Genomic DNA, 23,555 nt, shown 5'->3' on the forward strand with positions numbered 1-23,555 from the left:
CCAATTTTTAGATTAAACCTTTAGAATGAAAACTGTGCTCCGAGCATTAAGGTCTGCGGTGTTGGATACGAAGCGTAATTGAAACCAGGAGTGAAAGTACCTCCAGCAAAATCCACGTTGTAACCTTTGTATTTAGAAAATGTGGCTATGTTTTGAGCTGTAACATAAAGACGTAAGCTGTTTACATAGCCACCAAACCACTGGTCAGGACAGTTATACCCCAATTGGATATTAGCAATTTTCAGATATGATGCATCTTGAATGTAACGCTGACTGAACAGATCATTGGTGATAGAACCATCAGGTCTGTACGCTACGCGAGGCACATTTGTATTGGTGTTTTCCGGAGTCCAGGCATTGATCAGGTCAACACTTTTATTTCCTGTGCCATATGAACTGTGCAAAACGTTGTACACATGATCGGAAGCATAGAAGCCTGCCGCACCAAAAGTCATAATGCTCAAGTCAAAACCTTTCCATTCTGCACGTGCATTAAGGCCAAAAGTAATATCAGGTATACCACTTCCTAAATAGGTTTGGTCATCTCCGGTAATTTCACCATCATTGTTGATATCAGCATAGGCCACATCACCTGGTTGTGCTCCATTCTGATTGATCAATTCTCCTTCTGAGTTAACACGGTTATCAATCTCATCTTGAGACTGGAAGATGCCTTCATATACATATCCATAGAATGAACCAACTTCACGACCCACTTCTGTACGAGCGATACCATCAGTGCGAGGATCATTTAACACGCCCAACTTAGTTACCTCATTGTTAAGGGTAGCCAGGTTCGCTGAAATATCATACTTAACCGCATTCTTATCATTATGGTAGGCTACCAGAAATTCAAGCCCTGAGTTGACCATCGTTGCTGCATTCATTGTAACGCTTGCGTTGGTAGAACCTGTATTGAGCGGAACTGCTACGCTATAAAGCAGGTCTTGCGATGTTGACTTATACCAGTCGAAAGTAAACTCCAGTTGACCTTCGAACATAGCAAGATCCAAACCAACATCAAGAGTTTTCTTCTTTTCCCACCTTATCGCTGTGTTCACAAAATTTGAAATTGCAGAACCAGTAACTTTTTCATTACCGAAACTATAGGTATAGTCTCCTCTTGCCATAAGATCCATGTACTGGTATTCACCAATGTTCTCATTTCCAAGTTCACCATAGCTACCACGTACTTTGAAAAGGTTGATTAGTGAAGTGCTCACCGGGAAGAAACTTTCACGATCTATGCGCCATCCGGCTGACACTGACGGAAATATTCCCCATCTGTCATCTGAAGAAAGACGGCTTGATCCATCCCGACGTACTGTTGCCGACAGAAGGTATTTCTCGTCGTAATCGTAAAGTAATCGACCAATGTAGGATTCCAATACGTGTTCGCTCTCATAGCTGCTTGCAGAAGTTTCCTCTGCGTTTTGTAATTGAAGGTAGTACGGCTCAGGCAAGTTAATCCCCCTACCCGATTCTGTGTGATGTAGCTCCCGCTGGAACGTGTGCCCTACAAGCACATTGAAGTGATTGCGCCCAAGCGTCCCATCATAATTGATAGTGTTTTCTATTAGTGATGCACTATAGTCACGATACCCTCTGGATAGTGTCTCGTTGCTCTTTGCCAGATAGTTTGTTGTACTCTGTATGAAAGCAGGAACGAACGTGAAATCAGTCGCATAGGCCTTACTATATGACACGTTAAGATTGTAATTCAACTTATTTTTATCGTTGGACTGACCAACCATATCCAATAGGTCAACATTTGCAGAACCTGAACCAACAATACGGTCAACTTTGAAGTTTCTTTCCAATAAATTATTTAGAAGAAGCACATTGGTTAAACGCAGGTCACCATGAATATCATCGTAGTAAGTACCATATCCATAAGAATCGTAGGTGTATTCAGATGCAGATGAGATTTTATCGTCCAACACCCAGGTAGATTCGTCGTAAGCCTTGATAGATGGAGGCGATGTAAGTGCGGTAACCATTACAGGAGGGTTAGAACCATATAGACCCTGCACAAATTCATTGGCATTACTAACCGCCATGTTATCCTGGTCGCTGTGACTGTAAACAAGGTTGGTTTTGAATTTAACAAACTTCACATCCATTGTATTCTTCAGACGAGCAGTATAACGCTCCAGATTAGGTCCTGCACCTTCAATGGTTCCTTCTTGCTTAAAGTAATCAAGAGCAATGTTGTAGGTGTTGTTCTCACCACCACCTGACATGTTGATATTGTGATTATTTCGAACACCCATTTTGAAAGCCTCATCGAACCAGTCGGTATTCACCACGCTTGGGTCAACATAGTTTGCACTAGTAGGATCGTATCCGGAAGGTACCTCAACTCCAAAGTTTTCATGGGACATTCTCATGTAATCACCATATTGCTCGGCGTCCATCACATTGTATATACCCTTCTGTACTTTGTCCAACCCAAAATAACCACTGTAGTCGATCCTCATCGGCTGGTTCTTCTTTCCTTGCTTGGTGGTAATGATTACTACTCCATTAGCAGCACGTGAACCGTAGATGGCAGCCGCGGAGGCATCCTTAAGTACCTGAAGTGATTCAATATCATTTGGTGAGAAGTCACGAATGGTTGTTCCCATGATTACTCCATCCACAACATAAAGAGGTGAAGTGCTACCAAACGAACCGATACCACGAATACGAACCGCTGGATCGGCTCCTGGTTGTCCATCTGTAGTAATTTGAACACCGGCGACTCTACCCTGAAGCATGGTTGAGATGTTTGAGTTTGAAACTTTCTTCATCTCATCAGTGTCTACGATAGCTACTGACCCTGTAAGGTCAACTTTTCGTTGTGTACCGTAACCAATTACGACAACCTCCTGTAGCTCTGTTAAATCCGAAGATAAGATGATGTTGCCAAGATCAGTTTGTCCCCCAACTTCAATTTCCATGGTTTGGAATCCAATGAAAGACACTATCAACGTTGCATCCGGATAAACAGTCAGAGAGAAATTACCATCAATATCGGTGATGGTACCATTCACACTCCCCTTCTCTTTAATAGTAGTACCCGGAAGGGATTCTCCCTTATCATCGACAATCCTACCAGTTACTGTTATGCCATCCTGATCGGCTGATGAAGATTGGCCAGCATTGCCGTTTCCTTCTGCATAGGTTGCTGGTGCGAGAGCCAGCAAACCCAATAAGATTATATATAAATATTTCATAGTTTAATTGTTCGTTTGTCCAGGGATTAATTAACCAGTACGAGGTAACAGTTATCTACCGTGAGCGCACAGCTCAAATCGGCGCTGTCAACTGTTATTCCTGTATATTGTTGGAAATGCGTTTCGCCATTAGCGTGAGTAACATCGTAACGTATATCTGCGGTATCATCACCATTGTTCGTTACCGTGATCTCGATGTAAGAGCCGCTGATGTTAGATGCCAATGTGCCAAAGTCCCAGTCATGTGAGGTGGTGGCTGCACCATAACCACTTCCCCATCCGAAGTTGTCTATTCTTACTACTCCAAATTCCTGAGCCGCATCTGACACTCTGCGAAGAATTGTGGCAGGAGCATTCCAGTTATTAGCATCAGTTGAGTAGCAATACAGTTGGAACGTTTTACTCATACCTGAAGCAACCGTGAAGTCTGCACTGTGCGCACCCCACCAACTGGTAGACAGGTTAGAAGCACCCACCTGACTCGTGCCTTCTACAAAAGTTACTGTACTTGTAGTATTAAATGTGGTTGATGATCCCACGTAACTAATATCGACAGTCTGAGTCCCAACAGAAGGGGAAACCGTACCAGGATACACAAAATCAACATCGGCATTATCTAAGACAGAGGTAGAATTATCAGAATAGGTGGCAGTCACCACAAAACCTTTAGGCTTAAACGCAACGTCGTCTGTACCGAAGTAATAGTAATCAATATTGTTTGCCGCAATACTTACTATGGAGTTAGTAACATCCAGCTTATAGTAACCCGTAGCAGCCTGGCTATATTCACCAAGTTTAGATTTACTATAGGCCACGACTACTGTTTTATTTCCGATAGTTGTCATATCGGGGATAACACTGAATGTCAAATCCACTGAATCAACCTCTTCAGAAGAGCCGTCTTCAAAAGTCACAGTAGCCACTGCATTGCCCCAGAAGTTTTCATTGCCTAATTCAACCGAAGCAGGAGCCCCATTTACAGCAATTGAAATTGGAGCATAGTCTTCCAACACCGTAACAGCAGAAGGTAGCAGATAAGCTTCTTCCATTTCGAAGTGGCTTCCATCAACAACCAAGAACGCTGTAATATCCTCAACGCTTCCAATCGGTTGATTGTAGGTCATGACTATTTCCGTTCCATCTGTTCCAACAGATTTAGAGGTGACAAACAAATTTCCCGTTGGAGAGTGATCAACTACCAGTGTAACTGAAGCGCCCTGCATAACTGAAATAAATTCTGCATCATCCGCAGGTCTATCGGTTACAACCAGATTGGGATCGAATCCATCATGCCCAAAAGACCAACCGGCACCATCAGAACGAAGAATGAAATATTCAAAATAGTCTTCAGCGCCAAATGGATCACTTGCAGTAGCCAGCACCCAGTTGTTCCAGACGGCTTCGGCCTTACCGTGGTTAACAAACTCCAGAACCAATCGCTTGTTGGCAGGAACTTTAAAGTAATCCGAGTGTGCACTCCACCAGGCAGAGCTATTATCTTCAGCACCAACGACTTTTGTCGTGATATCTATGAAAGTGGTATCGCCTCCACTTGCACTTTTCGCAGCAGCAATAGAATCAATTCTTTGCTGTAAGTCAGCCGGCGCATCAATGGAATAATCATCCAATTCCTCACCGCAACTAACCAAGGTTAATGCTGCCAAAACAGCCACGCAGAAAATGCTCCGCATTAGATTAGTTGTTTTCAAAAACGAGCTTATGTCAGTCCATAAACCCCGCATTGCCGAAAGGCTAAAATTCAAATTTGTAAATTTTCTCATACTCATCATTCGGGTTAGTAAATCAATGATCCGTAATGCCCTTTCCTTGAACATTCGTAGTTGTAAAATTGAAAGTTCAGGCCTGAGATGAGGTGGACGGATGTCCATTATTGGTGGACAGTCAAGTCTATAAAATGAAAAAAACCCATTATTAAATGGGTTTTAGAGGGTTTTTATAAGATATCAGAAATTATCGCACAGGTATTTTAATAAATTATCAAATAGCCAATCTGGGTTTTTCATTAATGCACTCAATTATTCTCTGAGAAGTCGAATGTGATAAATGCCTCCAGCCAGTTGGCCATTTCTAGCAACAAACTTGAGGTTCAAAATTCCATTTTTTGCATTCTCTACTATTTCTGATGGAATGGGATAATCAACATCCACAAATTTGAGTCCCATAGAACCATCAAGGATTACATTGGTCAGCAACTGGCCATTAAGCAAGACATCAAAATTTCTACCCCGGTCTCCACCATAATAGGTTAACCTCAACTTAACGGCCTTCTGTTTTGGGTCTCGAAGGTCATAGGAAAACCATGCCGTAGAAGTACGCCAGAAACGTTCCAGATAAACACCCGCATCTGAGTGCTCTCCTTTAAAGTTATGATCTGATTCGGGCTGCTGTTCTCCGGTGGCTATTTCATCTATCGTAATGGCAGCAAGCGCCGCACGGGCCTTTTCCTTTTCCAGGTTTCTCTGTTTGATCACTTCCAAACTATCTTCCGAAACCACCGGCCAGTAAACCATATAACGAGCCTCATGAATCTTATAAAAAGGAACCAGCTCAACAGGCTCAGACTTTTGGTCCAGACTTAAGTTAAGGGACAGGCTTTTGGAAGTATTTGAAGTAACACGATCTTTTACACTACCCAAATCATCAGATATGATCATTGGAGCTTCATTCAGTGGATAAAATTTTCCATTCGCAACATGTGACATTCGACTGGCATCCGCCCAAAGCCCATCGAGATTAGCAGAGTCAACCACAGCACCCAACACCACGGGACCATTCAAAATGGACACCCAACGAGATTCATCAGGCAGCTGCTCAATGTATGTTTTTTTGGGCAACGACAGTTCTATTTGATCACCCGTTTTCCATTTTCTTTCAATAGATATATAGTTGCCCTGTTTAAGTCTAATTGATACTGGCTTACCATTAACAGAGACATTTGGATCTTGACCAAGCCAATCCGGCCTACGAATCAATATCTCGAGTTTCGCTTTTTTATTTTTAACATCTACTACTTCTACTACTGTGCGCTCCTCATCCGGAAACTCGGTCTTCTGCCTGATTTTAAAGCCTTTTTCTTCCCAGTTTAATTCAGAATTGATAAATAGATTCACCATGAGTTCATTAACTCCATGCGCATAAATCAGCTCGCCGTATTTCCCATGATTTTCCAATCCAGACCCCACACAACACCAAAAATCCAGTTGTGGCTGAGAATACACCCGGTAATGCTGAGGTCGCATAGGCGTGAAATACACGAAACCACCCTCGGGATGCTGACTTGATAAAATATGATTGAAGGTAGCACGCTCATAATAATTGAGATATTCAGATTGAGCGGGATCTTCCAAAAACAGCATTTTAGAAAGCTTCATCATATTGTAGGTATTACAGGTTTCAGGCCCTTGATTTGACTCCATCATAGACGAAAAATCATCCGTTGGGTGAAAATGTTCACGCACACTATTACCTCCTATTGATACTGTCCGATTGTTGACCACAGTTTTCCAAAAGAATTCAGACGCTCTAGCCCATGGTTCGTTATTGGACAGCTCAGCAACCCTTTGATACCCAATTACTTTAGGGATTTGCGTATTGGCATGCATACCAGTCAACCTGTCCTCGGCTTTTAGTAGACCATTTAGCAGTGATTGGTCTGAATACTTTTCTGCTAATGTCAAGTATTTCATATCCCCGGTTATGTCATAAACATCAGCCAAAACTTCATTCATGCCTCCATACTCGCTAATGAGAATGGTTTGAATTTGCTGATCGGATAAACCTGCATTTAACTCAACGAACCAATCACTCAACTCGATCAACATCTGTTTGGCCAGATCTACTCCTGCGACCAGATAGGCATCCCTCAATCCCGCAAAGACTTTATGGATATTGTACAAAGGCACCCATCTACCATTCAACGAAAAATTACCCGCATCAATTTGACCCTTCGAGATTTCCTCCCACATCACTTTAGCATTTGGAATTCCTCCAACATATCCATTTCCATTAGCCTGCTGGCACTTACGCAACTCCCCCAACATATAGTTTAGTCGATCCAGTAATCGTGCATCTCCGGTTGAGGCATACATTAAGGAAAGGGCAGTCAAATAATGCCCACCTATATGCCCGTCAAGTCCCGTATTCTCCCAATTCGGATAGCTATCTACCTTTGTTGTCAAGCCAGCATCGATTAGATAAGGAGCCAACAGTCGATCCGGATCCAATTCAAGAATGTATTTCAAATCAGCTTGCTGAGCCTCGTAAAATGGACCGTCTAAGAGACGAACCTGATCTGATGGAAACAGCTCAAGTTTTCCCTGTGCATGGCTAAGTAGGATTACCAGTAGCAAAACAGAACTCGTTATTGTATTCTTAATCATCTATTTTGGATTATGTATTCACGATTTCAATCGCATTTTATCAACTTACAAAAGTTGCCCTTGAAATGATAGTATGGGGTGGACTATCCGTCAATAATGGTGGACTAATTCCTTATTTCATCTATTTCTCATCAAGATGCTCCAGCATCCGCTTCTGATAGTCTTTAGGAGATTCGTTAAAATGCTTGCTGAATAGGCGGGAGAAATATTTTGGATCGTTGTAGCCGACAGCATATGCGGCAGAAGAAATGTTCATCTCAGAATCGCAAAGTAGTTCTTTGGCCTTTTTCATTCGAAGCTGATTAATAAACTCCACAGCCGATTGATTGGTTAGTGCCGTTAGCTTTTTATGCAATAAGCTACGACTTATACCCAGGGCCAGAATAAGATCCTTTGATCCAAAGTCTGAGTTTGACATTTGCTCATTTACAATATTGACTGCAGATTCCAGGAATTTTAAATCCTTATTATTATTCACCAAGGGACGCACATCACTGGTGTCTCCGCTCATGTATTGAACTTTGATGCGATCCCTGTTGGCCAATATACTGGCAATTTTCACTTCGAGGAGATCAAAATTGAAGGGCTTGGGTAAGTAATCATCGGCTCCGATCTGAATCCCCTCAATCTGGTTTTCTACCGAGGCCTTAGCCGTAAGTAGAACAACAGGTATATGACTCGTACTAAAGTTGTTCTTTATCGAAGCGAGCAGTTCAAAACCGTCCATTTTCGGCATCATCACATCACTCACAATAATATCCGGATTATACCTTTCGGCAAACTCAACCCCTCTTTCTCCATCACCAGCTTCAATTACGTTGTATAGATCCGTCAGCCTGTGCGTAATGAATTTTCTAAGATCCACATTATCTTCTACTACGAGGATCGTACGCTTGCTGGTGTCCGGCACAAAGTCTTCATCTTTACTTATCTCTGCCTCTTCCTGTATTAGAAACTCCGATTTGAGTAACTCTACCTGCCCCATCAAATCATTTTCTCCAGAAGATTCACCTAATTCCTGTAACTCGTAGGCACCCTTCAAACAAGGGAACTGAATCTCAAAAATGGAACCTACGCCCACCTCACTGCTTACGAAAATATCACCGTGATGGGTCTTGATCAATTCTTCAGTAAGCGCTAATCCCACGCCTGATCCACTGATTTTAAAAGCATTTTCTGACTCTATACGATAGAAACGCTTAAAGATTAATGGTAAGTTCTCTTCGCTGATACCCGATCCTGAGTCAATAATTTTAATGCTGACAACATTCCGGACCTCCTCTATATCCAACCCGGCATCATTCAGCTTCGACTCCTCACCGGAAAGTGCCATCACCTCCATCTTAATCTTACCTTCGTGCGGGGTATACTTGAATGCATTGGATAGAAGATTATAAAGGATATTTTCCATCTTCTGCTTATCAAACCAGACCTCACCAGGCAATGCTCCAACTTCCAGACTAAAATCAATTTGTTTTATTTCCGCCAAAGGTTGGAATGCCTCAAAAAGCTCCCGGCAAAAAGCTTCCACATCGCCAACCCCAACCTGTAGCTCCATTTTTCCCTTTTCAATCTTTCTGAAGTCCATGATCTGATTAATCAGGTTCAATAGCCGCTGTGCATTTCTATTCATCAGCTCAAGGGTCCCTTTCACGTCTTCCGGCAAGGTGTACTTTTTGATCAAACGATCCAGTGGCCCCAGAATGAGTGTCAATGGTGTCCGGAATTCATGTGAAATATTGGTAAAGAATCCTAACCGCAATTGGCTTACTAATTTCACTCGTTTGTTAAGCTCTATCAACTCATCACGCTGATCGAGAATCTCCTTATTCTGAGTTTCAAGTAGTTCATTCTGACCTTCAATCTGTTTCTGCTTATGCTCCAGTTCGAAATTGCTCTTTTGAAGTTGGATAGCCTGGTAAGACAGTGCCTCTTTCTGGTCGTTGATCTCTTTCGTCCGCTCTGCAACCTGCATTTCCAACTCATCCTTTTGTCGCTTCAATTGATAGGTCCTAAACCTTACGTAACCCAGGATGATCATAAGCAACAAGGCAACGCATAAACTCTGAAACCATATCGTCTGCCAAAATGGTGGATGGATAACGATCATCAACTCCGTGGGCTCTTCAGAATATACCCCATCGGATCCTGCTCCCTTAACCATAAAGGTGTAGTGGCCCGGTCGTAAGTTGGTATAACTGGCGTAATGCCTGTTGGCCCCCACATAGTTCCAGTTTTTATCAAATCCCTCTAGTTTGTATGCATAATGAACAAGCTCCGGATCAATAAAATTTAAAGTTGAGAACTCAATTGACAGCATTTTTTCCATGTAACTCAACTCAATTCCCTTTGTCCTGGAGATGTTCTGATCCAATACCTGAGCCCCATTGTATTCTAATCCGGGAAGAACCGATCCCTCTATCAACTTGAGATCAGTCAGTGTAACTACAGGGCTAACATGGTATTCCTTAATTTGATCCGGGTAAAAGGCATTCATACCCCTCATTCCCCCGAAATAAAGCTTTCCATCTTTACTTTTATACGCTGCGCTCCAGTAATACTGATTATTCAGAAGCCCATCCGAACGAAAAAAATTTCTCATCTGGTTTGTATCCGGGTCAAATCTTGACAAACCGTAATCGGTACTTAGCCATAATTGCCCGACCTTATCTTCCACGATGCCATAGATGATATTATTACTGATTCCATCATTCGTATTAAACTTGGTAAACGACACGGTATCGCCCGAAACATTGACTCTATTTAGGCCCTGTCCGTATGTACCTGCCCACATGTTTCCATTGCTATCCTTCAGAAGCGAGATAACATAATCTCCGCTTATTGATTCCGGGTTTTCAGGGTCATTGCGGTATTCATCAACCCTGATGAGGTCATCGCCCTTAAGCTGAAAACGAAACAATCCAACCTGAGTACCAATCCACAAGTCGCCGGAATTATCAAATGCCATACAGCCCACCGCCGTCACCCTACTTGCTTTCTGAGGAAGATATGCCCCGTCAATTGAGCCTTTCTCCTGGGAATAAACCGAAATGCCTCCCAGGGTTCCGATCCAAATATTGCCCTTAGCGTCCTCAACTATTGAGGAGATGTAGCCACTGATCAGGTCACTGTTTTGCTCATTAACCCTTTGAAAACCACGATCTCCAACTTCACCAGCGGTCAGAAGGTTTAGCCCTCCACCCCAGGAACCAGCCCATAGTGTTCCTGATACCTTACTCTTATGTATCGAGGTGATAAAATCACTCGAAATTGTACTTTCATTTTGGACATTGTACTTAAAATGATTGTATTTGTTTTTTCTCTTGTTATACCTATTTAGCCCACCTCCGGCCGTTCCAATCCATATGTATTTCTCATCCTCGAAAATTGAATTTACGGTATTACTACTCAACCCAAATTGGTTGTCGGGCATTTGAACAAACTCCTCAAAGATGTTCTGCTCTGTGTGTAGGATATTCACCCCACCTCGTTCAGTTCCGATCCATAGGTTTTCATTCCGATCATACAGCAGACAATTGATAAAGTTATTGTTAAGCCCATTGGCCTGGTTGGACCCATTGACATGGTTTTCAAACACTGCATTATTCTGATCAAGGAAACTAAGCCCGCCTAAAGTGGCAATGACCAACTTCTTATCAGAATTCTCATCTATATCCATAATGGAATTATGAGGCAGTGAGTTGGCTAAATCCGGACCATTGAAATATCCCTGGAAGTTTCCTTCTGCAACATTGAACCTGTACAATCCAAATTCGGCTCCAATCCAAATCTCTCCTTCACTAGACTCATAGAGCGTCATGATCTTATCGGACACAAGTCCGTTGGCACCTGAATTAGCTATATTAAATTCGGACTTCACATCATATTCGCTCCCAAACGTAAGCAATCCTTTGTCCGTACCCACCCAGATTATATCATCAGATATTAGTGCAGCATTGATGTTTGCACCTTCATAAGCGTCATCAAGGTCAGTTAAATCCACATATTTCAATAATTCAAAATCCCCGGCCTTATTCACAACCCTGATCAAATTCAAGGATTGTCCCGCAGAAATAATGAGTTTATTTTCACCAATTGGAGCAATGACTTTGTAGTCCAAGTCCGAACTTATTTCAGCGTTCAGTTCAACAGGCAGGAATTTATGCTGATCATAAATATATAGGTACAACCCTTCTCCGGTCCCGACCCAGATATTTCCAAACCCATCTTCATGCAGCGCGTAAATGAAATTACTTCTCAAGCTATAGGGAGGCGACTCCTTTTCATTAAACAGTTCAAACTCGTAACCGTCGTAGCGACACAGCCCATTCCAGGTACCCAGCCACATGAAGCCCTGACTGTCCTGTAGCATACAATCCACCATATTCTGGGACAGGCCATCATCCGTAGTAAGGTGATGAAACCTTGCCTGATTGCCCTGAGCATAAAGTCCCTGAACAAAACACAGCCATACGATAGCGATTAGAAATGATCGCGACTTTATCAGATTTAATAAATTCTTAACTGGGGGGAGCATCATTACAAATCTAACAAGATTGTGAATGACAAAATCCATCAGGACGGTAGTTTGATTAAAATGCCTCAGATGAATTTCCGATTGTCATCTATTTTTGAACAATGACAAGAATGCTTACCGTTATCCCAGTACTACTTCTGATTTATATTATATGCTCCTGCAGTACTGCCCAGGGTCAATTACTTGTATTTAGCAAAACGTCCGGCTTTTACCATAAATCTATTCCTGAGGGCATCCGGTGTATCTCCGAAATCGGAAATGGACTGGGATTAAAAGTTGACACGACTACTAACGCTGCCATCTTTCAGTCTGATTCTATAAACTCTTACCAGGGAATAGTCTTTTTAAATACGACCGGGGATGTTTTGAATGAGCATGAACAAAAGGGACTACAAAATTTTATACGTCAGGGAAGAGGGTTTTTGGGTATCCATGCCGCCTCAGACACTGAAATGAAATGGGATTGGTACAATGAGCTTGTGGGAGCTTTTTTTGATGGTCATCCGCCGATCACGAATGCGACTTATTACACTAATAACAACAGCCACCCTTCGACTAAAATGATTCCTGAAAAGTTTGAGTTTATTGAAGAGATCTACAATTTCAGATCAATCAAAGCGGATAAAATCAATGTCATTGTAAGCGTGGATGAGGGTTCCTATGAAGGTGGAAAGAATGGCCAGTCTCATCCCATTTCATGGTACAGGGAGTTTGAAGGTGGACGAAGCTTCTATACCAATTTTGGGCATCGCACGGAAACCTACTCCAACCCAATTTTTATTGATCACATAAGTGGAGGATTGAAGTATGTTTTAAGGATGGAATAGTGTTGGCAGCTTCACGCCATCTTTTTCAATCAACAAAACAACGTTCTTTTCCCTGTTTTCGGCATTGGGACACCCGGATCATCCGCCTGTTTGACATGCCTGATTTTTAGACTTAAACGTACTTTTGGCTTAGCCCAAAAGTACCCAAAACCCAAGGCTGTGAAGATTTTTAGGGAATTCCAATCAAATGAAATTGCTCATAATTCTTATCCGAAAAAACTTCAAGGCTGTATTCTTACAACGAAGGGCCACCCATTTTTACCCAAAATCAGCCCTGAAGCTGCAAGACACTAGTTTTTAGCCCCATAAAAACAAAGTATCAAAAATAGGAGTACTTTGCCCACCATGGACAACACGCAATAGGATGAGTGATAAACAATCAAGAAAACAGCTTGGGTAATTGGATAATACGGATGTCCTAATGGCCCAACATCCGATTCTTATGTGAGGATATCACTTTACTAAAAGGACTCGTATTTCCCTTTGAACATGGTTATTTCGCAAACCATCTTCCCTACCCGCATATTTGCTTCTATACGAATCGGTAGCTTCACGCCATCTTTTTCAATCACCCAGAACAACACTGCCTTTTCCTCCGTGAAGGTTCTGGTAATCGGGAATAATACAATCACTCGATAAGCATTGTATTTCTCGCCTTCAAATTTCACCTCTTCTCTCCCATCGAACTCAATACCAAAATCCCAGATCTTATGGTCCTCCAACGTACTGATCATCACACTGTCTCCCTTCTTAAATGAATCCCAATCGAGGTCACGAAAAAACAAATAAGAACCCATGATATCATAGGTGCGGTCATTCAACGGAAGTAACCATTCTTTGTACCTCTGCTTTTCCGGGTTATTGGTTTGTCCTTCTATTTTCACCTCCATGGAATCATAGTTAAACAAGTTGATTTGATCCCACTTCTCCCCTCCTTTCGTAGTATGTACTTCGGAGTAGATCGGTTTCAGGTCATTCGCCCTTAGCTGAGAGGAATATAAATCATCAATATTCTTTACAAAACTCAAATACCAGGCAGTCTTGGCTCTTAGGTTAGCATTGAAGTATTTGATGCCATTTTTTTTACTCAAGGTAGAGTCAATCGTAGCTCTTGCAGTGCCGAGTGGAAACCAGCCTCCATAGCTGATTTTATATTCCAGCTCCTCGCCCAGGTAAGGAAATTGATCCTCCTTTTGTCCCTGGCCGAACACGGAGAACGTCACGGCCAATAATAGAACGCCAGTAAGTAGTTTTAATGAATACATATAATTTTGAGATCGCAAAGTAACCAAATTAAAAAGTTAAACACCGGCATCACCACGCATCAAACAGGCCGCAAGTTGTCGAAAAAGAACGAATTATAATAAAAACGGTTGCCGATATAGGCCAACTCCTTCCCCTCCTTTAACTTTCCACTTCACCATAACAATATCAATGCCTGTTTATCGGAATTGGTCCGGATCCTTCCAATTCAAATACCAAAAACTCCATCAGCCGACCAGCGAATCTGAGATTGTTGCGGTCGTCCGACAAGCTACCAACAGCCGGCAAAAAGTTAAGGTGGTGGGGTCAGGGCATTCCTGCTCCCAGATAGCAAAGGCCGACGACGCCATCCTCATTTCACTCAAAAACTATAACCGGATATTGGAAGCAGACCCTTCCTCAGGTCTGGTGAAAGCACAATCGGGCATCATCCTCAGGGATTTGTGTAAGCAACTAAAACATCATGGCCTCGCCCTTCAAAACATGGGTACTATTGACGAGCAAACCCTTGCGGGGGCGATTGCCACAGGCACTCATGGGACAGGGATCACTCAACCGGCCATTGACCAGCAAATACATGCCTACACCCTGGTGACCGGAACGGGCGAGGTGATAGAGGTAGATCAAAATCATGAGCTTTATGAAGCCGGAAAAGTAGCGCTTGGAGCTCTAGGCATCCTATCCACCATTACTTTGAAATGTGTTGCAAACTTCAAACTTGAGGTTAACACCTTTTCAACCTCGCTTCAGCAGGCAGTGAAAAAGCTACCCGAGCATCTTCAAAGCCCCTACTTTAGGCTCTGGTGGTTTCCTCATACGAATAAGGTTCAGGTCTGGCAGGCCAATGAAACCACCAAACCAGCTTCGATTGAATCGAAATGGGCCTACTGGTACAAGAATATACTACTTGGAAACTATGTAACCGAACTTGGGTTATGGTTCACCTCTTTCCTGCCAACCAGCATTAGGTCATTCAATCGTTGGGTCTTCAACCAACTCTTTAGCCAACCTCAATCCAATGTGAGGTACGCTTATGACGCTTTCGTTATTCCGATCCGAACCAAACAGTTGGTGATGGAATATGCCATCCCCATTGGTCAGGCCGAAAGTGCCATTAAAAAAATGGAAGCGTTTATCGAATCAGGTTCTCAGGTCGTTCATTTTCCGATCGAAATTAGGTTTGCGCCTTCCAATGAAGCCTGGATGAGTATGTCCTATGAACGAACAAGCTGCTATATAGGGATAATCACTTATCATCCTTACGGCAAGAAGATTCCTCATGAACCTTACTTCCGACAAATCCATCATATTCTTGCTGATTTTGATGCCAGACCCCATTGGGCAAAAATTCACTATTTCAGTGCGGAAGCGCTAGAACAGAAATATGCTAAATGGAATGATTTCAAACGACTGAGATCACAATTAGACCCAGAAGGCATGTTTGAAAATGAGTACCTCAAAAAGTTATTCTCTACTGAGAAAAAGACCTGATCTGTACAACTTCAAAATCACTTCAAAATTGCCATTTAAATTAATTTCACATTCGGATTAAGTGGTTGGTAAATACGATCTGAATGGTCTCAAAAAATAATGTTAGTTATGTTTTGGGTAATTTAGTTGGTGTAAAGTTGGAAGCAGACTTCTTTCCGGAGGTCTGCTTTTTTATTGGTGGGTCTTCAAGAATTCTGTCAGGGGATTGTACTTTCCATATGGCCACATTTTGAGATGAAAATGCTCCCTTTCCCTAACCCCGGAGAACACGGAGAAAGCAAAGACAGATTTAAGTGAAAGTTTTCAGGGGATTTAATGCCTTCTTTCTTTGAATAAACAGAGGCTGTTTCCAAATAAGATTTACCAACAGGATTGGATCCTCTGTTTTCTTTGTGTTCTCGGTGGTAATAAGGATTTATGGTGTTTTTTTGAGTTCTCCACAGGTTTTCGGATTGATCTCACTTCTCTAATAATTTCGGCTCATCAAAATTGAAAACATATTCCCTGCATTAAACCAAACCCATTGCCCCTTAATATCAGGTTTAATTTTATTGTTACGAACTCAGTTTTGTCGTCATTGTAGAAAACGGCTAAATTCAGAGTTGAATAATCAAAAAGCCATATGAATTAAAAATTCGGTAAAATAAAGTAATGAAAAATGTCATATTATTCGCTATCAGCTTGCTTCTCATTTCATGTGGGATAGAGGATACGGTCAAGGAGATTACTTTGAGAGTTAACCATTACAAGCAAACAGCTATTGGGGTTGACAAAACGCTGGTTTTAATGGTTCAGGAAGATGAAAAGATTGGGTCGAGCACCTGGCATTAATTTATGATGGAATATCAGAATTCGAATACGAATTCGGCATTATTTACGACATTAAGGTTATCAAAACGTCAATAGCTAATCCTACGGCTGATGGTTCATCAATTGAGTACGATTTGAAAGAGGTTCTTTCGAAAACACAAGTTGATAAAGAAAGTACTTTCGAACTGACTCTTAGAAGCGTTTCTCAAATTGATCCGCCAAATTTTGTCTTCGGTGATTTGGAGGTTGGTTATAGCCTTTTGGATGAAGTTGAAATTAACTGTGATACTCTGTGCAATGATCTTTCTGAGGCGCTCGCCACTGAAAATGAACTAATAGGACGCTTCGTACATCAGGCAACAGATACAATCAAACTTATCGAAATAATCATACCATAAATGAAAATAAAAGCGCCCTGCCCCTCTCGCTCGGGTATCCCGAGTTAGAAATATTACAATGACTTGTAGCCATGGGCCCCTCAATATCAGATTTAATTTTTATTGTTAAGCACTCAGTTTTGCATGCATTGTAGAAAACGGCTATTTTCGAGATTGAAAGATTAAAAGCCGTGTTATTATACGGATAACTTAATATACAAGGTGGATATAGTGCACAAGTGCACTATATTCGGTTGTTAGGCAAAATATCTGAGGACGCAAGGGTTTGAACAAGTCAATAATCTTTATTGGAATATTCTTAATCAGCTATGTTGGAACATCCCAACTAATTGATAAGGTTTCCTATTCTATTCAGTCTAACTGGAAACTCGAGAACTCTAACATTTCTGATAGTGCGGTTACAATCGGATATGAGATTGTTGACACAACTTTAGTGCAGGAACCCCTACATATGAACGCTGTTATCAGGGTGAACTATGTACCCAAAGAAATCACAATTAAGGATATCAGAATTGAACATTTTGCACATGGAATTGGAGCAAAATTTGTGAACACGGATATTGAAGACGACTATTGGCAAACAAGCCTATTTGTAGGTTCTCAACGAAGAACTCAGATCTTAATGTTACATAGAATGGCTGTTTATAAAGGCGTTGCGTTTGAACTTCTATTCATATTCCCTAACTATCCAAGTGAGAATGAGAGTAATGAATCGTTAAAGGCATTAATGATAGAAAGTGAAAATGCAAATCCCGTGGAACATAAAGCTATTGGTGTTAACGGTGATCAAATCCAACCATTTATTGATATTTTCCTGAACGTATGTAAGAGCATGAAGATTCTGAACATTCAAAAAGACTGCAACAACTTAAAGATTGCAGATCTACCCAACGCAGCGGATGTTTATCGGGACAAGACGCTTAAAGACTACTAATACTTTGCCTAACAAGCGCTAGCAGTTATGCGCCAAACTGCCTCTTTTCCAGCATTTTGGGGAACCTGCCCGCTTCACTGCCCATTCTGGAATAGTTGTGTTTCATACAAGCTTTTTCCTTTCTGGCCTTTGACTTTTGGAACGCATTTCTTCGTAGTTGCCGTTGTGGGGGTTGGGCAGTTTCGCTACTTTTATGCTGTTTACAAGCCTAGGGCGCACAAACTGCTAGCTAGGCGTTGTATGCCATTGAAAAAAAGAAAAAACCACCGCACGTTCAAGCACATTTCCTGCTCCGTTCCTCCGCAGCAAAAGAGCTTTCACTTCCCCTCCGCTGAACGAAAACAATATTGATATTTTTTATATTGTATTTCGAGATATTTAATGTAAAATAATTATCTTGGATGAATAAATTTATGCGGAGATGAACCGAATAAAAGAAGTACTTGAAGAGAAAGGGATCAAACAGAAATGGTTGGCTGAACAACTCGGAAAGAGCTATAACATGGTGAACGGATATGTACAAAACAGGCAGCAACCACGCTTGGAAGTACTTGCCGACATTGCCAAAATATTAGACGTTGATGTAAAAGACTTAATTGTCTCTACTAAAGAAAATAATTGATGGATATAGAAAAATTAGACCTCAAATCACCCGACTTGGTGAACGAAAACTTTGAAAAGTTAGCAGCCCTCTTCCCCAACTGCGTTACGGAAGGTGCAGAAGGCAAGGCTATAGACTTTGACTTGCTCAAGCAAGAGCTGAGCCATGCTGTGGTAGAAGGCAATAAAGAACGTTACCGCTTGGAGTGGCCGGGGAAACGGGAAGCTATAGTAACTGCTAACCTACCCACCACCAAGACCCTACGCCCTGTAAGGGAAGACTCTGTAGATTTTGACAACACCGAAAACCTCTACATAGAAGGCGACAACTTAGAAGTACTCAAGCTACTACAAGAAAGCTACTTGGGTAAGATTAAAATGATCTACATAGACCCGCCTTACAACACAGGAAAAGACTTTGTGTACAAGGACAACTTTAGCAAAGACGCCCAGGAAGAACTTATAGAAAGCGGACAAAAAGACGAATACAACCAACGCTTGGTAGCTAACCCTGAAACTGCAGGTAGATACCATTCAGATTGGTTAAGCATGATGTATCCAAGGTTGAAGTTGGCAAGGAATTTACTTTCGAATGATGGAGTGATTTTTATTTCCATAGATGATAATGAAGTTCACAACTTAAAACGAGTATGCGATGAAATATTCGGTGACATCAACTTCATTGCGAATGTAATTTGGGAAAGAGCATTTGCTCCTAAAAATGATGCTAAATACTTTTCAGATAGTCATGACCACATATTAGTGTTTACCAAGAACATACTTGAATTTGAAATAGGGAAGCTTGAAAGAAGTGAAGAATCAAAAAGTCGATATAAAAATGCTGATGACGACTCTCGAGGACCATGGACTTCTGGGGATCTATCAGTCAAGACATATTCTGAAAAATACGATTACCCTATTACAACACCTTCAGGAAGAACAGTTAATCCACCTCATGGATCATGTTGGCGCGTTTCGAAAGAAAAGTTTCAAGAGTTAGTTAATGATAACCGAATTTGGTTTGGTAAGGATGGAAATAATGTTCCTCGGTTGAAACGTTTCCTTTCTGAAGTTCAAACAGGTATGGTTCCCATTTCAATTTGGCCTTACAAAGAAGTTGGTCATAATCAGGAAGGCAGACAAGAAGTAAAAAAGCTATTTGATGATAAAGGATATTTTGACGGACCAAAGCCAGTAAGGCTTTTATCAAGAATACTTCAAGTTGCGAATTTGGATGAAGACTCTACTGTTTTAGACTTCTTTTCAGGTTCAGGAAGCTTAGCCCACACGGTTTATTCTTGGAATGCTGAAAACCAAGGAAGAGTGAGTTTTATTCAGGTTCAACTCCCCGAAGAAACGGATGAAAAAAGTGAAGCATATAAAGCAGGCTTCAAAAACATTTGCGAAATAGGTAAAGAACGAATCCGCAGAGCAGCTAATAAAATCAAAGAAGAAACCAAGGCTGATATAGATTATGGCTTTCGTGTCTATCGCTTAGACAGCAGCAACATGCAAGATGTCTATTACAAGCCACAAGACTATAACCAAAGCAACTTAGACCTCTTTGCAGACAATGTAAAACCAGACCGCACCGCAGATGATTTATTGGCACAAGTGATGTTGGATTGGGGCTTACCCCTATCGCTCAAAATTGAGCAGGTAGATGTATCAGGCAAGAAGGCCTTTAAAGTAGCAGAGAACTCACTTTATGCTTGTTTTGATAGCGGCATAGATGAAGACTTTGCGAAAGCCATTGCCCAAGATGAACCATTACGTATTGTGTTCAAAGACAGTGGCTTCAAGAACGACACTGCCAAAACCAATGTAAAGCAGCTACTCAAGCAGTTAAGTCCAGAAACTGAAATGAAGGTGATTTGATTAACTAAAAGAAATAATGAATTTACCACTTTACACCGTCATCATTTATGGGCTTCTTTTTGGTTGGGCCGTGTTTTCCATGTACTACATGGTTCGCTTGTATTACTTAGGCTTGAATAAAGTAATTTCTCATGTTTATGATACCATACCTACCGTATTCACTACTTTGGGAGTACTGGGTACCTTCCTAGGTATCTATTACGGACTACAGGATTTTGATGAAAATAACATCACTGAAAGTATACCTGGGTTACTTCAGGGGATGAAAACAGCATTTTCAACTTCAATTTGGGGTATTGCTCTTTCACTTGTTTTTGGCAAAGCATCGCAGTATATGATTCGAGTGGCTGAGCGGAAGGAGCCCCCAAAAGCAACAGGAGAACTTGCTGCATTAAATGAGATCATCAAAGGTATAAACCTTTTAAAGTCTGATAATGACTATCATTTTCAGACACTTAATAAATCTTTGATTGGTGAGGTAGATAGTAGCCTTGCTACTCAACTGGTTAAACTCAGGAACACTTATTCTGAAACAAATACTCAGGTTGGTAAACAAACCGAGGCGCTAGTGAAAGTGCAAAAAGCGCTGGGTGGTGATGAAGAAACCAGTCTACTTACTCAAATGCAAAAATTGAGAGCAGAGGAGGCTGATTATGCATTGGAAAGTAAGAAGCAATTTGAACAGATTGGATCAGCCTCAGCTAAATTCAGTGAGCAGCTCACTCATGTAAATGAGTCCATTCATGCAATGAGCAGTAAGTTGGGCTCTGAGGAGTCTGCATCTATTCAGGAACAGCTTGAACAACTTAAAACAGTGCAAGTAGCTTCAACAGAACAAGCTCAGTCTGGAATAAATCAAGTCATTGAATCTATGGAGGGTAATAATGAAATGCTTTCTAGTAAGTTTGATGAGTTTTCAGAATTACTTGCCAAGAATAATACAGAAGCTTTGGTAGAAGTGATGAAGCAAGTTACGGAGGAGTTTAATAGTCAGATGTCTGCTCTAATTGAAAAGTTGGTGCAGGAGAACTTTCAGGAGCTTAATAACAGTGTAGAACGTCTAAATACCTGGCAGCAAGAAAACAAAGTAATGATTGCCGAATTAACGAAACAATTCACACAGGTTTCCAATGATTTCCAAATCACCTCTGTAGCCATTCAGGATATAACAGTAAATACGGGTAAACTAACGGATGATAACAGCCATTTGACTAAGCTGATCGAGGCGTTGCAAAAGGTAATGATTGAGGACACTAAATATCAGGAGATTACCAAGCAGTTAACTTCATCTGTTGAGACGGTCAAGGGTAATATCGAAGCTTTTGATGAAACCACAGAAAAATTGAATGCTTGGGTAAGAAATCAGATGAATTTTACTGATTCAGTGGCGAAGCTCCTGACACGATTGGAAGAAATTGATCGAATCAAAGACATCAATGAAGTGTTCTGGGAGGATACCAAAAAACAACTCAATGAGGGTGTTTCCTTGATAGAGAAAGCAAGTTCTAGGTTGGCAGATGATGTAGAGTCAATCAATGAAGAATTTTATGAACGATTGAATGACACCTTGCAAAATCTTGATACCCTGATTCAAAGAGTGATAACTAATTACGCCCAATAAATCATTTTGCTATGGCTTTAGGTAAGGATAATGGCAATGAAAGCAATTGGATTTCCTTTTCGGACGTGATGACTGGTCTCATGGTTATTTTTTTGTTTATAGCCATTTCATACATTTCTGAAGTTCAAAAAAAACAAAAGGAGCGCGATTTGATTTTTGAGGAGTTCAAGGCAACGCGCGAATTATTGTATGCGGAACTTGAACAAGAATTTAAAGATGATTTCAAGGATTGGGAAGTTGAGTTAGACAAGGATTTGTCCATTAAATTCACTAATCCGGATGTGCTATTCCCGTCAGGAAGAGCCAATATTCGTCAAAATTTCGCCAGAATACTGGATGAATTTCTTCCACGTTACTTTGACATTTTACTTCAAGATAAATATGCAAACCGGATAGCTGAAATTCGAATTGAAGGTCATACAGATGAGGTGCCAGCTCCAACCTATGATGCGGATCCATACATTGGGAATGTTAAACTCTCCCAGTTGAGATCTGCGGAGGTTTTGAAGTACTTTAGACATATGTCCTATTACAATAAATTATCTAAAGATAGAGAGTCGCAGTTGCAGTTTCTTCTAACGGCTAATGGACTTTCCTATGGACGCACTTTGGATGATCAAAAGGAATTAACGGCACTTACAGGTAATCCTGCAAATGATACTTTTTCAAGGAGGGTAGAGTTCAAAATTATCACCTCAAGTCAAAGTCTGGTGGATCGTGTTTTAAAGGAAATTGAAGACTGATGTTGTACGATTTTTCAAGATTGGATAAAAAAATGGACCAAATGGGATTTCCAAAACTAAGTGGGAAAAGTGGTTTTCAACTTATCAAGGGAGTTGACTTTGAAAATGCGTATAAAGCTGGATCCATTTCTTTCGAAGATGACGGTATTTACCTTGAATACAATGGACGTAAGTATAAGGGGTATATGTTTATTCAGCAGGCATACATTACTTACAACAATGGACCTGTGAAAATGCCAAGGTTTCATACCATGAAATGTGAGAAAATCAGGGAATTTTTGGAGGATGGGAGATTTAAAAGTCGATATGAGTTTTCTAATTCAAGCAGGAATAATCTAATTGATATTCAAACAAAAAAAAGGTACGACAATGAAGTCTTGGAACTTTGCACCTTTTGTAGGCAAGAATATGCAGAAACAATTGCCGATACACAAGAATTTGAGCAGCTTCTCGATAAAGATGAGTATAAAAGTGACATTCTGGAAGTTGATCTTTTTGGCTATGTCAGGGGAAAGGAGAAAATCAGCAAGTTGTATAGGGAAAAGATGAGTTATACATGTGAATCCTGTGGGGTGCAAGCAAAGAATAGGGGTGATCGTAGGTATTGGCATACACATCATATCAATGGAGATAAGACAATGAATGATGAAAGTAACCTTGAATGCTTGTGTGTATGTTGTCATTCACAAAAAGACCAACGCCATGAAGCGAATTTTACCAGAAAGGCGTGGCAAAAAGAGGTAGAGTTTTTTGTGGCCAAGTATAAAGATGAATTAGCTGCGGTAAACAGCCCATGTTTAGATAGATGAAAAATGGTCAAAAAAGAACGTATGTA

The 23,555-nt window shown here is 41.1% G+C and carries 15 protein-coding genes; 10 read left to right on the plus strand and 5 right to left on the minus strand.

Going from position 1 to position 23,555, the window contains the following annotated elements:
• Window positions 1-20: 20 nt before the first annotated feature.
• The 4 genes from NXR94_RS10900 to NXR94_RS10915 all read right to left on the minus strand — a co-directional run bounded on the left by NXR94_RS10900 (window position 21) and on the right by NXR94_RS10915 (window position 12,194).
• A complete protein-coding gene (locus tag NXR94_RS10900; RefSeq protein WP_258104660.1) occupies window positions 21-3,218 on the minus strand; it encodes a TonB-dependent receptor in 3,198 nt (1,065 codons plus the stop codon).
• A 26-nt stretch (window positions 3,219-3,244) separates the two neighbouring features.
• Window positions 3,245-4,909 carry a hypothetical protein gene (locus NXR94_RS10905; RefSeq protein WP_258104661.1) on the minus strand — a complete coding sequence of 555 codons (1,665 nt, stop codon included), beginning with the start codon at window positions 4,907-4,909 and terminating at the stop codon, window positions 3,245-3,247.
• Window positions 4,910-5,254: 345 nt separating this feature from the next.
• Window positions 5,255-7,618, minus strand: coding sequence for a glycoside hydrolase family 127 protein (locus NXR94_RS10910; RefSeq protein ID WP_258104662.1), 2,364 nt, complete (start codon window positions 7,616-7,618; stop codon window positions 5,255-5,257).
• Window positions 7,619-7,739: 121 nt separating this feature from the next.
• Entirely contained in the window at window positions 7,740-12,194 is a 4,455-nt protein-coding gene (locus NXR94_RS10915) for a two-component regulator propeller domain-containing protein (RefSeq protein ID WP_258104663.1), read from the minus strand.
• A gap of 71 nt (window positions 12,195-12,265) precedes the next feature.
• Here NXR94_RS10915 and NXR94_RS10920 point away from each other — a divergent pair, with 71 nt between their 5' ends.
• The gene (locus NXR94_RS10920) at window positions 12,266-12,982 is read left to right on the plus strand and encodes a ThuA domain-containing protein (RefSeq protein ID WP_258104664.1); all 717 of its coding nucleotides are present in this window, start codon (window positions 12,266-12,268) and stop codon (window positions 12,980-12,982) included.
• A 461-nt stretch (window positions 12,983-13,443) separates the two neighbouring features.
• Here NXR94_RS10920 and NXR94_RS10925 read toward each other — a convergent pair whose 3' ends face one another.
• The gene (locus NXR94_RS10925) at window positions 13,444-14,247 is read right to left on the minus strand and encodes a DUF3108 domain-containing protein (protein ID WP_258104665.1); all 804 of its coding nucleotides are present in this window, start codon (window positions 14,245-14,247) and stop codon (window positions 13,444-13,446) included.
• 169 nt (window positions 14,248-14,416) lie between these two features.
• Between NXR94_RS10925 and NXR94_RS10930 the strand changes: the two genes are divergently transcribed.
• The 9 genes from NXR94_RS10930 to NXR94_RS10970 all read left to right on the plus strand — a co-directional run bounded on the left by NXR94_RS10930 (window position 14,417) and on the right by NXR94_RS10970 (window position 23,529).
• Complete coding sequence (locus tag NXR94_RS10930) at window positions 14,417-15,736, plus strand: D-arabinono-1,4-lactone oxidase (protein ID WP_258104666.1); 1,320 nt, start codon at window positions 14,417-14,419, stop codon at window positions 15,734-15,736.
• 651 nt (window positions 15,737-16,387) lie between these two features.
• Window positions 16,388-16,567: a hypothetical protein gene (locus tag NXR94_RS10935; protein WP_258104667.1), complete on the plus strand. Its 180-nt coding sequence runs from the start codon at window positions 16,388-16,390 to the stop codon at window positions 16,565-16,567.
• Between the two features lie 113 nt (window positions 16,568-16,680).
• On the plus strand, window positions 16,681-16,944 hold the full coding sequence (locus NXR94_RS10940) for a hypothetical protein (RefSeq protein WP_374988004.1): 264 nt from the start codon (window positions 16,681-16,683) through the stop codon (window positions 16,942-16,944).
• 265 nt (window positions 16,945-17,209) lie between these two features.
• Window positions 17,210-17,878, plus strand: a complete 669-nt coding sequence (locus tag NXR94_RS10945) for a hypothetical protein (RefSeq protein WP_258104668.1) — start codon at window positions 17,210-17,212, stop codon at window positions 17,876-17,878.
• 421 nt (window positions 17,879-18,299) lie between these two features.
• Window positions 18,300-18,500 (plus strand): helix-turn-helix domain-containing protein, encoded by a 201-nt coding sequence (locus NXR94_RS10950; RefSeq protein ID WP_109655001.1) that lies wholly within the window; start codon window positions 18,300-18,302, stop codon window positions 18,498-18,500.
• Window positions 18,500-20,356, plus strand: coding sequence for a site-specific DNA-methyltransferase (locus NXR94_RS10955; protein WP_258104669.1), 1,857 nt, complete (start codon window positions 18,500-18,502; stop codon window positions 20,354-20,356). Before NXR94_RS10950 ends, NXR94_RS10955 begins: the two co-directional genes overlap by 1 nt.
• Before the next feature lie 16 nt (window positions 20,357-20,372).
• Complete coding sequence (locus tag NXR94_RS10960) at window positions 20,373-21,977, plus strand: MotA/TolQ/ExbB proton channel family protein (RefSeq protein WP_258104670.1); 1,605 nt, start codon at window positions 20,373-20,375, stop codon at window positions 21,975-21,977.
• Window positions 21,978-21,988: 11 nt separating this feature from the next.
• Window positions 21,989-22,720, plus strand: coding sequence for an OmpA family protein (locus NXR94_RS10965; RefSeq protein WP_258104671.1), 732 nt, complete (start codon window positions 21,989-21,991; stop codon window positions 22,718-22,720).
• A gap of 41 nt (window positions 22,721-22,761) precedes the next feature.
• Window positions 22,762-23,529 (plus strand): HNH endonuclease signature motif containing protein, encoded by a 768-nt coding sequence (locus NXR94_RS10970; protein WP_258104672.1) that lies wholly within the window; start codon window positions 22,762-22,764, stop codon window positions 23,527-23,529.
• The last annotated feature ends 26 nt before the right edge of the window (window positions 23,530-23,555 follow it).

Origin of the sequence: Marinoscillum sp. MHG1-6, assembly GCF_024714475.1 — a bacterium.
Lineage (GTDB): Bacteria > Bacteroidota > Bacteroidia > Cytophagales > Cyclobacteriaceae > JAMZMI01.

Coding starts and splice junctions, on each gene's coding strand:
- NXR94_RS10900 (WP_258104660.1), bottom strand. CDS start 3,218: ATGAAATATTTATATATAATCTTATTGGGTTTGCTGGCTCTCGCACCA.
- NXR94_RS10905 (WP_258104661.1), bottom strand. CDS start 4,909: ATGCGGAGCATTTTCTGCGTGGCTGTTTTGGCAGCATTAACCTTGGTT.
- NXR94_RS10910 (WP_258104662.1), bottom strand. CDS start 7,618: ATGATTAAGAATACAATAACGAGTTCTGTTTTGCTACTGGTAATCCTA.
- NXR94_RS10915 (WP_258104663.1), bottom strand. CDS start 12,194: ATGGATTTTGTCATTCACAATCTTGTTAGATTTGTAATGATGCTCCCC.
- NXR94_RS10920 (WP_258104664.1), top strand. CDS start 12,266: ATGCTTACCGTTATCCCAGTACTACTTCTGATTTATATTATATGCTCC.
- NXR94_RS10925 (WP_258104665.1), bottom strand. CDS start 14,247: ATGTATTCATTAAAACTACTTACTGGCGTTCTATTATTGGCCGTGACG.
- NXR94_RS10930 (WP_258104666.1), top strand. CDS start 14,417: ATGCCTGTTTATCGGAATTGGTCCGGATCCTTCCAATTCAAATACCAA.
- NXR94_RS10935 (WP_258104667.1), top strand. CDS start 16,388: ATGAAAAATGTCATATTATTCGCTATCAGCTTGCTTCTCATTTCATGT.
- NXR94_RS10950 (WP_109655001.1), top strand. CDS start 18,300: ATGAACCGAATAAAAGAAGTACTTGAAGAGAAAGGGATCAAACAGAAA.
- NXR94_RS10955 (WP_258104669.1), top strand. CDS start 18,500: ATGGATATAGAAAAATTAGACCTCAAATCACCCGACTTGGTGAACGAA.
- NXR94_RS10960 (WP_258104670.1), top strand. CDS start 20,373: ATGAATTTACCACTTTACACCGTCATCATTTATGGGCTTCTTTTTGGT.
- NXR94_RS10965 (WP_258104671.1), top strand. CDS start 21,989: ATGGCTTTAGGTAAGGATAATGGCAATGAAAGCAATTGGATTTCCTTT.
- NXR94_RS10970 (WP_258104672.1), top strand. CDS start 22,762: ATGGGATTTCCAAAACTAAGTGGGAAAAGTGGTTTTCAACTTATCAAG.